The 7,026-nt window shown below is 62.0% G+C and carries 8 protein-coding genes; all 8 read right to left on the reverse strand.

Annotation, left to right across the window (positions count from 1 at the left end; all coding sequences use genetic code 11):
- Positions 1–12 precede the first annotated feature (12 nt).
- The 8 genes from IG168_RS04150 to IG168_RS04185 are packed head-to-tail and all read right to left on the reverse strand — an operon-like array spanning position 13 to position 6,752.
- The gene (locus IG168_RS04150) at positions 13–354 is read right to left on the reverse strand and encodes a cupredoxin domain-containing protein (protein WP_193162008.1); all 342 of its coding nucleotides are present in this window, start codon (positions 352–354) and stop codon (positions 13–15) included.
- The gene (locus IG168_RS04155) at positions 347–1,723 is read right to left on the reverse strand and encodes a sensor histidine kinase (protein WP_193162010.1); all 1,377 of its coding nucleotides are present in this window, start codon (positions 1,721–1,723) and stop codon (positions 347–349) included. The genes IG168_RS04150 and IG168_RS04155 overlap by 8 nt, the downstream gene beginning before the upstream one ends.
- Positions 1,720–2,379: a response regulator gene (locus IG168_RS04160; RefSeq protein WP_193162012.1), complete on the reverse strand. Its 660-nt coding sequence runs from the start codon at positions 2,377–2,379 to the stop codon at positions 1,720–1,722. Before IG168_RS04160 ends, IG168_RS04155 begins: the two co-directional genes overlap by 4 nt.
- Positions 2,380–2,392: 13 nt before the next feature.
- On the reverse strand, positions 2,393–3,061 hold the full coding sequence (locus IG168_RS04165) for a tetratricopeptide repeat protein (RefSeq protein ID WP_226876511.1): 669 nt from the start codon (positions 3,059–3,061) through the stop codon (positions 2,393–2,395).
- Between the two features lie 10 nt (positions 3,062–3,071).
- Entirely contained in the window at positions 3,072–3,893 is an 822-nt protein-coding gene (locus IG168_RS04170; protein ID WP_226876512.1) for an SDR family oxidoreductase, read from the reverse strand.
- On the reverse strand, positions 3,893–4,567 hold the full coding sequence (locus tag IG168_RS04175; protein WP_193162014.1) for a TenA family transcriptional regulator: 675 nt from the start codon (positions 4,565–4,567) through the stop codon (positions 3,893–3,895). The genes IG168_RS04170 and IG168_RS04175 overlap by 1 nt, the downstream gene beginning before the upstream one ends.
- A complete protein-coding gene (locus IG168_RS04180) occupies positions 4,564–6,054 on the reverse strand; it encodes an AMP-binding protein (protein ID WP_193162016.1) in 1,491 nt (496 codons plus the stop codon). Before IG168_RS04180 ends, IG168_RS04175 begins: the two co-directional genes overlap by 4 nt.
- Positions 6,045–6,752 carry a thermostable hemolysin gene (locus IG168_RS04185; RefSeq protein WP_193162018.1) on the reverse strand — a complete coding sequence of 236 codons (708 nt, stop codon included), beginning with the start codon at positions 6,750–6,752 and terminating at the stop codon, positions 6,045–6,047. The genes IG168_RS04180 and IG168_RS04185 overlap by 10 nt, the downstream gene beginning before the upstream one ends.
- Positions 6,753–7,026: the final 274 nt, after the last annotated feature.

A 7,026-nucleotide genomic window follows, 5' to 3' on the forward strand; every position in this document is an offset into this window, starting at 1 on the left:
CAGTGACCTGTACTATTGCGCAATGATTTTACCCTGAGCGGTTTTCGGATTGAACTCGCCAAAAAAAGGATATTCCCCCGGCGCCAGGGGGCCGATAAAGATGATCGCTCGCTGCCCGCCCATAATGACTTTTTCGCGATTGAGTTCATAGCTTTCGAATTCTTCCGGGGTCGGATCGCGGTTGTAGACGATCAGCTTGACTTTGGTGTTGGCCGGAACCGTCAACTCCGACGGCATAAACAGGTGATCGCGGATTTCAAGAGTCACCTCCGGGCGGCCAGCGGCGACGGCCATCCAGCCCAGCAAAATGACGATTACAGTTTTGTACCATTTTTTATGCCAGTGGCTAGTCATCGCCCTCTCCCGCGACGTTCGGCAGGGGCGCCTGCTGCGGAAAATCAATCCGCACCGACAAACCCTGCCCCGATGCCGATTGCCCCAGTTCGATCTGTGCATGATGTAACTGGGCAATATGTTGCACGATAGACAAGCCCAGGCCGCAGCCCTCGACGGAAGTATCGTGGCGGTCGCCACCAACCCGGTAGAAGCGCTCGAAAATACGCGGGTATTCCGCCTCCGGAATGCCCGGTCCCGAGTCTTCCACGCGCAGGGTCACGCGCTCCCCCTCCGTCCTCGCCCACACTTCGATATGTCCGGCCTCCGGGGTGTATTTATTGGCATTGCCAAGCAGGTTTTTTAACAGAATGGCCAGTGCAAAGCGATCCCCTAAGAGCGGGGCTGCACCGCCGCGCAGCTCGACAGACTGGTTTTTCGCCGCAAACGCGGCATAGCTCTCGGCGATCTCTTCGCGGGCCAACTGATATAGGTCCAGGGGTTCGAAACGGGCCGGATAGTGATCCGGTGTGGTGCGGTAGAGATCGAGAATCTGTTCCACCAGGTGGGTCATGCGCTCGACACTGCCCTTGAGCTTCCCCAGCGAATCCGGCACTTCCTCGATGGAACGGTGCTGATGCTGCAGGTCGCGCAGTTCCAGCTCGAGGTTATGTGCGTGTACCCTGATTGCACTGATCGGGGTGCGCAACTCGTGGGCCGCGTCGGCGGAAAAGCGCCGCTCGCGATCGAAAGAGGCCTGCAGTCGCGCCAACAAGGCGTTGGTGGATTTCACCACTGGCAGCAATTCTTCCGGGGGTTCCTCCAGCGGCAGCGGAGTGAGGTCCTCAGCGCGCTTCTTCTGCAGCGCCCCTGCCAGTTGGCGCAGGCTGCTGAGCCCGCGCCCCACAACCAGCCAGATCAGCAGTCCGGCGACGGGGATCCCCAGTAGAATCGGCAAAACCGATTCGAGGATCATCTTGTCTGCCAGGCGGTAGCGCAGGTCGATGCGCTCGGCGACCTGAACCCAACCGCGGCGCTCCGGAGCAAAATGGGTAAACACCCGCCAGCGATATCCGGAAAAATTGATCTCGCGATAACCTTCCTCGAAGGGTGCGATCGACTCCTGTGGCGCATTGGATGAGCGCATCAACAGTCGCTCTTTGCCGGCCCAGACCTGAAATGCCAGATCCTCGGTCTGCCTGACAACGATCGCCGCGGTCTCCGGCTGCGGCATTGCCGTAAGCAGCTGCGCGGTTGCGGCAAGCTGGCGATCGAACAGCTGCTGCGCCTCCGCCATACTGGCGCGGTAGCCGTGCAGGGCAGAAACGAAGTTCACCAGGATGATGGTCGACAGCAGCGCGACCAGCAGGAAGACGCGAATCGACTTCATTTTGCTCCCAGTTTGTAGCCGACGCCGCGAATGGTCTGAATAAATTCCGGATAGATTTTCTTGCGCAGATTGTGGATATGCACATCCACGGTATTGCTCGAAACCTCTTCGCCCCAGCTGTAGAGTTTGTCTTCCAGCTGTTCCCGGCTGAGGATATGGCCGGGCCGCTCGGCGAGTGCGCGCAACAGGGTGAATTCACGCCGCGACAATTTCACCGGCTCGCCGGCGCGGGTCACCTCGTGGCTGGCGAGATTGATGGTGACATCGCCGATGGTGAGCTCGGCGCTGACACTGAGCCCCGCGCGACGCTCCAGTGCACGCAGCCGCGCAAGTAGTTCATCCACTTCGAAGGGCTTGGTCAGGTAATCGTCGGCGCCGGCATCGAGGCCACGAACCTTGGAAGTCAGGTCGTCTCTCGCCGTCAGGATCAGCACTGACGATGTCAGGCCCCCGCTGCGCAGCTGCCGCAACACTTCGATGCCGTCTATATCCGGCAGCCCCAGATCCAGCAGGATGACATCCGGCTGCGCCGCGTGGGCCAGAGCGACCCCCTCGCGGCCCTGAACGGCCAGGTCGACGGCATAGCCCCCGTGGCGCAGGGCAGTAGCGATGCCGTCGGCCAGCGACCGGTCATCTTCGATCAGCAGGACTCTCATCCAAGCGGTATTCCTAGCGCATTTTTTCCTGAACTTTCATCTCGAGGCGCTTAATCTCACCGAGCCGACCTTCACTGGCCAGCGGTCGCTGCGGGTCCGCAGGTGCCGCTTCTGCCCGTTGCAGGTAGGTAAGAGCCTGAGCATAGTCTTTCTGCTGAAAGAGGTAATCGGCGTAAAAATAGTTGGCATCGACATCGTCGGCACCGTATTCGAGCCCCTTGCGCAGATATTCTGCTGCTTTTTTATCATCGCCAAAGCCAATTGGCCAGCCGGGTACCTGGTAGTAGAGGGAACCGAGGCTGGTGTAGGCGGCGCCGCCGAGGACGCTACCGTCGATGGCGATGGCGTGTTCCAGGTCCGTTTTGGCCTCCTTTACCGCGGACAGGGCGCCGAGGCCGCCTTTGGCGCCGGCGTAGGAGGCGCGGACAATACCGCTCCACACCCACACCGGAGCACTGTCTGGATACTGGGCGGTGGCTGCGCGCGCTTTTTCCGCCAGTGCGGCAAACTGGTCAGCCTGCTGCTTTTCCGGCGAGCGGTATTTGATCTGCGCCCAGGATTTCTGCAACGCGGTCACCGCGTCTCCTGCCGCATCCGCCCACAGCAGTGGTGAGAACAGCATGGCGAACGCGACCGGTGCCGCCGCGGCGATTTTCTTCAATGTCGTTATTTGGGATTTCACAGTGCCTCTCCTATTTTGACGCCTGAATATTCTGAAGCGCGAACTGACGGATTACCGGCAGTTTCTTGGCCAGCGCGGAATCGACCACCGCCGGGAAAAGCGCATTCACTTTGATAAACAACCGCTCCGGCCAGCCGATAAAGCGGCGCCCACTGGCGCGACTCTGCAGCAGCCGCAGACATTGCTCCGCTACTCTCTGTGGCGAATCCGACTGATTGCCGAGACTGCGATTCAGCTCGTTAACCGCGGTGGTATTGAACTCAGTATCCACGGCCCGCGGCGCCAGGTAATGCACTCGCACACCGGTATCGGCGAGTTCGCGGCGCAGCGACTCGGTAAAGCCGTGCAGCCCCGACTTGCTCGCACTGTAGGCGGCAAACCCCGGATGGCCGATATGGCCGAAGGCGGAACCGATATTGACGATCGCCGGCCGTTCGCTCCGCTGCAACAGCGGCAACAGATCGCGGGTCAGCGCCATCGGAACCAGCAGGTTGGTCTGCAGCATACGCGCCAGGGTCTCGTCACTCATGTCGGCAAGCAGGGCGAACTGGGAGACACCGGCATTGTTGATCAGTACATCCACACCACCGGGAATGGTCGCGCAGCGCTCTACCAGCTGGCGGCGCTGATCGGCATCGAGCAGATCCGCGGCCAGGACCAGGTGATCATCGCTGTGCGGGAGCGACGCGCGCAGCGCCTGCAGGCGCTCGGCATTGCGGCCCTGCAACAGCAGCCGGTGGCCATCGGCGGCGAGAAGCTGTGCGATGGCGCTGCCGATGCCGCCGCTGGCCCCGGTGATCAGGACCGTCATGGTGTTTTTTGCCGGTTTCATCAGGCTACCTCCGCCGCTGCAGCTGCGCGGCTCTCGACTTCGCGGAAGATATCGCCGTAGAGGCGGAAGATGGCTCGCGCGCTGTGCACGATCGCCCGCTTGTCGGCCTCGTCTTCGATGCGGTTCATCAGCCCCTTGAAGAAATCGATATGGCCGATATCCAGGTCGCCGTGGGACAACAGATAGCTGAAAGCCTTGTTCGGCAGGTCCAGGGATTTCTGGATCGCGCGCGCGGCGTTGGTGGCCAGCGCGATGCTGGTGCCCTCGAGTACATTGACCATGCCGAAGAAGCCCAGCGGATTGCCGCGGGCAATGGTGTCGTAGGCGTAGGCAACCATCAGCTCGGTGGAGAGATTCGGCTGGCCATTGCGTACCGCATCGACATCGCCGCCGCAGGCCGCGATGTCATTGAGAATCCACTCCTGGTGGCCGGTTTCCTCCTCGATATATTCGGCGAGCGCCTCGCGCAGCCATTCCTGTTTATCGGTCAGGCGGCTGCCGCAGGCCATCATCAGCGGCACCGTGTGTTTGACGTGATAATAGGCCTGGGTCAGGAAGCCGATATATTCCTCCAGGCGGATATCCCCGCGGGCGCCACGCTGGATCAGAGGCGCACTCAGCAGGGAGTGGCGGGCATCTTCGGTTTGCTGTTGCAGCTGGTCATAAAAATTCATGCAGAGACTCCGCTGTAAAGGCTTTCAATCGTTTCGTCGTAGCGCGCGGCAATGGCGTCGCGCCGCGGGCGGCCGTTGGCAGTGAGCAAGCCATCGGCAAAAGTGAGCGGCGCCGGCAGGGGCGCCCAGTTGTGTACCCGGGCGTAGTCAGGCAGCTTTTCGTTGACCTGCTTCAGCCAGCCCTCGACCTGTTCGCGATCGGTACCCGGCCGCGCGAAGATCAGCGCACAACAATGCGGGCGGGCATCGCCGAGGACGACGCACTGCAAAACGCCCGGCTCCAGTAAAATTTCACTCTCGATCCACTCCGGCGAAATATTGCGGCCGAATGAACTGATCAGCAGGTTCTTCTTGCGTCCGGTGATATGCAGAAAGCCATCGCTATCGAATTCACCCAGGTCACCGGTCGCCAGCCATTCGTCCTGCGCACTGGCCGGATCGTTCAGGTAGCCCAGGTAGCGGGGACCGCGCACCATGACTTCACCATCGCGCACGCTGATATCGCAATGCGGTAGCGGCCGTCCGGCAGCGCCGGGGCGATCGGCACACGGCAGGTTCAGGGCAACGACCGAACCGCACTCCGACAGACCGTAGCCCTCGTAGACCGGCAGGCCGCAACTGCGTGCCTGCCGCAGCAGGTCCGGTGCCACCTTGCCGCCACCGACGGCGACAAAACGCAGCGAGCGGGCGGGCCGCCACTGGCCATTCTGAATCTGCTCGAGCAGGAGTTTCAGGATCTGCGGCAGCAGGATCAGGCTGTCGGGACGGTATTCATCGATACAGCGACACAACTGCGCAACATCCAGCTGGGAGCTGCCGGACAGCCCCAGCCGAGCCAGTCCCGGCGCCATCACGGTGCCGCCGAGCAGCCAGCTGGTGTAGGCACCGGCGACGTTTTCCAGCAGCGTGGCGAGGGGCAGCAGACACATATGCCGCTGGCACTGCAGTAGCTCCAGCCGCTGCGCCAGTGCCGCGGCGGTGTCGAACTGCGTCTCGTTGGAGAGGCAGACGCCGCGCGGGGTACCGGTGGAGCCGGAGGTGAAGGTGATTTTTGCGGTGTCGGCAGGCAGCGCCACCGCGCCTGCCGCGGGGATATCGATCAGGGCCAGACCGGCCATTTCCGCCTGCGCCTCGCCGACCTGGTCGAGCGCGGTAAAGCGTTCGCAGTCGTCGGTCAGCAGTGCGCTCATGCCGCTGGTCTCTATCGTGTGGGCCAGCTGTTGCTGGGAAAAGAATACCGGTAGCGGCACAAGGGTAACGCCCGCAACCTGGCAGGCAAGGTCGACCAACAGCCAGGCGGGACCGTTGTCGGCATAGAGCCCGAGAACGGTGACTTCGCACTGGCGCAAAGCGTCTGCGGTTTCCTCTACCGCACGCGCCAGTGTTCCGTAGCTGTATCCGGGAATAGATTCGCCGGGCTCGCCGATCAGTGCCGCGCGCTCGGGCTCAATGCGCGCGAGTTCGTAGATCCGTTCGATCAGTTGCATGCGGGAACCTCTTTCAGCGCTACCGCCATCTCCTGCGCCTGCGCGGTGCAACCGAGCAGCAGTTCGCGGATCAGCGGCCGATTGAGTAGTGCGCGGCGCTCTTCGGTGACGTTAATCGCCGTGACCGCCGGGCGCGTATCGTAGTAACTGCCCCAGTCGGCGATCTTATCGCCGAGGCGCGAGCCGTCGGCCTGACACAGCACCACCTGGTTACCGGTGAGTTTCTGCAGCAGGCGGTGGACTTCCGGCGTCGCGGTGAAGATGGCCCAGGTCACGCCGGCTGCGGCAAAGAGCTCCGCCAGCATCAGGAACAGCAGGCGGCTACTGCCGCGGGATGTGGATACCAGGTTGCCGATCTCGACGATGTCCGCGCGGGTCACCGGGCTGCCACTGGCCTCCGCCAGGCGCTGCTCCACCGGCTTGTCGAGGTACTGCTCCAGGAACAGCGGCCCGCTGTCGGCACGGCGCAGGCCCAGGGCAGCATTGATACGGTCGCCGTCGCCCTGCGACAGCAGCAGCGGCAGGAAACTGTAGAGCCTGGCCCCATAGGTAGCGGCGAAAACCGCGGAGATATACTGCTCCACGCCAATGCGACCGGGATCGCGGGCAGCGGCCAGGGAAAAACCGGGCCAGCTGGTCACGACCGGCGGCTGGGAAATGACGGCATCGGTGGGTGTCACGGATTGAAAGCCTTCCACTGCAAACCCTCGTGGGGAATTTCGATGCAGTGAGTCTACGGGGGCTAAATTAAGGCAGACTTAAGGTTGGCTAAAGTTGGCGCGGGAATCGGGATTTTGTGACCGGGTCGACGATATGCGGCACCTGCAAGAGCGGTCCGCGGCCGCTCCTGCATTAGGGCCTGTTCACACTAAATTCGATGGCCGCGACGACGGCCGTTTTTTCGCAAGGCAAGGCGTAGTGAGCGCCGTGTGGCCAGTCACATAAGCGAACTTCAACGCAGCATTGCAGAAA

This window comes from Microbulbifer hainanensis (assembly GCF_014904735.1).
GTDB lineage: Bacteria > Pseudomonadota > Gammaproteobacteria > Pseudomonadales > Cellvibrionaceae > Microbulbifer > Microbulbifer hainanensis.

Bases quoted from the DNA above. Each gene is read 5' to 3' on its own strand.
- IG168_RS04180 (WP_193162016.1), bottom strand. From the start codon at position 6,054: ATGCAACTGATCGAACGGATCTACGAACTCGCGCGCATTGAGCCCGAG.
- IG168_RS04160 (WP_193162012.1), bottom strand. From the start codon at position 2,379: ATGAGAGTCCTGCTGATCGAAGATGACCGGTCGCTGGCCGACGGCATC.
- IG168_RS04150 (WP_193162008.1), bottom strand. From the start codon at position 354: ATGACTAGCCACTGGCATAAAAAATGGTACAAAACTGTAATCGTCATT.
- IG168_RS04175 (WP_193162014.1), bottom strand. From the start codon at position 4,567: ATGAATTTTTATGACCAGCTGCAACAGCAAACCGAAGATGCCCGCCAC.
- IG168_RS04170 (WP_226876512.1), bottom strand. From the start codon at position 3,893: ATGAAACCGGCAAAAAACACCATGACGGTCCTGATCACCGGGGCCAGC.
- IG168_RS04155 (WP_193162010.1), bottom strand. From the start codon at position 1,723: ATGAAGTCGATTCGCGTCTTCCTGCTGGTCGCGCTGCTGTCGACCATC.